Genomic DNA, 1,597 nt, shown 5'->3' on the forward strand with positions numbered 1-1,597 from the left:
ATCCGGGCGCCCGCGACCGGTGACCGCGTCCACCGTGCGGCACCGCGCCCGCCGGGCGCCGTGCGGCACCGCGTCCGCCGCCAGTGGTCGGGACCAATACTGGTGGGCGCGCCGACGGTGCAGGTGCTGGTAGAAGTCGCATTGGGGCGGCCATAGTTGGCGGACATCGTGCGTCTGAACCGCTGCTTCCGGACACCTGGGGGTCACCCACCGATGACCAGAGCTTCACAGCCCTCCCGCAGAACCATCCTCGCCACGGCGGTCGCCGCGGCCACGGCGGTCGGTGATACGGGCCGGGCGGCCGCGGCCACCCCGGCGGTCCGGCCGACGACAGCAGGCCCCGGCCTCGTGGACAACCGCGCCTGGACCTCGTGCACCGACTGGGGCAGCGGCACCACGGAGGGCGTCCGTGCCGTCGCCGGACTCCGTCCCGGTGTGGTGATCGCCGCTCCCGCCGGCCGCACCGACTACACCGACCCGCACACCGGCACCACCTCCACCTGGGAGTACGCCACCTGGACCTCGCCGGTGCACCGGCCGGCGGTGGCGTCCACGGAGGTGATCGCCTCCTGGAACGCGCACACTCCGGCCGGCACCTGGATCCAGGTGGAGCTGAAGGGCACCTACTCCGACGGCACGGACACCCCCTGGTACGTGATGGGCCGCTGGGCGGCCGGCGACCAGGACATCCGGCGGACCTCCGTCGACGACCAGAGCGACGGCAAGAGCGACATCTGGACCGACACCTTCGCCATCTCCGACGCCGCGTCGGGTCTGCGCCTGGTCTCCTACCGCCTGCGCCTGACCCTCTGCCGCGCCCCCGGCACGCAGCTCACCCCCATGGTCTGGCGGCTCGGAGCCATGGCCTCCGACATCCCCGACCGGTTCACCGTGCCGGCCTCCACGCCCGGGTTCGCCCGGGAACTGGCCGTACCGCGCTTCTCGCAGGAGATCCACAAGGGCCAGTACCCCCAGTACGACAACGGCGGCGAGGCGTGGTGCAGCCCCACCTCCTCGCAGATGGTCATCGAGTACTGGGGCCGGAGGCTCACCCCGGAGCAGCTGTCCTGGGTCGATCCGTCGTACGCCGACCCGCAGGTGTGCCACGCGGCCCGGTTCACCTACGACTACCAGTACCAGGGCTGCGGCAACTGGCCCTTCAACGCGGCGTACGCGGCGACGTTCCGCGACCTTCAGGGCGTGGTCACCCGGCTGTCCTCGCTCACCGACCTGGAGACGCTGATCGCGGCGGGCATCCCGGCCATAACGTCGCAGTCGTTCCTGAAGGAGGAGCTGACGGGGGCCGGTTACGGCACCTCGGGCCATCTGATGACGGTGATCGGCTTCACCGACGGCGGCGACGTGATCGCCAACGACCCGGCCTCGCCCAGCGACGAGGCCGTGCGCCGCGTCTACAACCGGCGCGAGTGGGAGAACATCTGGCTCAGGACCAAGCGCTACAACAGCTCCGGCAAGGTGGTCTCCGGTACGGGCGGCGTCTGCTACCTGTACTTCCCGGCCCCTCTCATGCCGTGGCAGCGCAGGGCACTGGCGGCGGTGGGCGTCCGCTGACGCCCCGGCACACGGCACGAACGGC

1 protein-coding gene is annotated in these 1,597 nt (G+C 71.6%); it reads left to right on the top strand.

Annotated elements, in window-relative coordinates; all coding sequences use genetic code 11:
- Window positions 1-213: 213 nt before the first annotated feature.
- Window positions 214-1,572 (top strand): peptidase C39 family protein, encoded by a 1,359-nt coding sequence (locus ACFSL4_RS30920; RefSeq protein ID WP_381090180.1) that lies wholly within the window; start codon window positions 214-216, stop codon window positions 1,570-1,572.
- Window positions 1,573-1,597: the final 25 nt, after the last annotated feature.

Source organism: Streptomyces caeni, from assembly GCF_042678285.1.
Taxonomy (GTDB): domain Bacteria; phylum Actinomycetota; class Actinomycetes; order Streptomycetales; family Streptomycetaceae; genus Streptomyces; species Streptomyces caeni.

Coding starts and splice junctions, on each gene's coding strand:
- ACFSL4_RS30920 (WP_381090180.1), top strand. CDS start 214: ATGACCAGAGCTTCACAGCCCTCCCGCAGAACCATCCTCGCCACGGCG.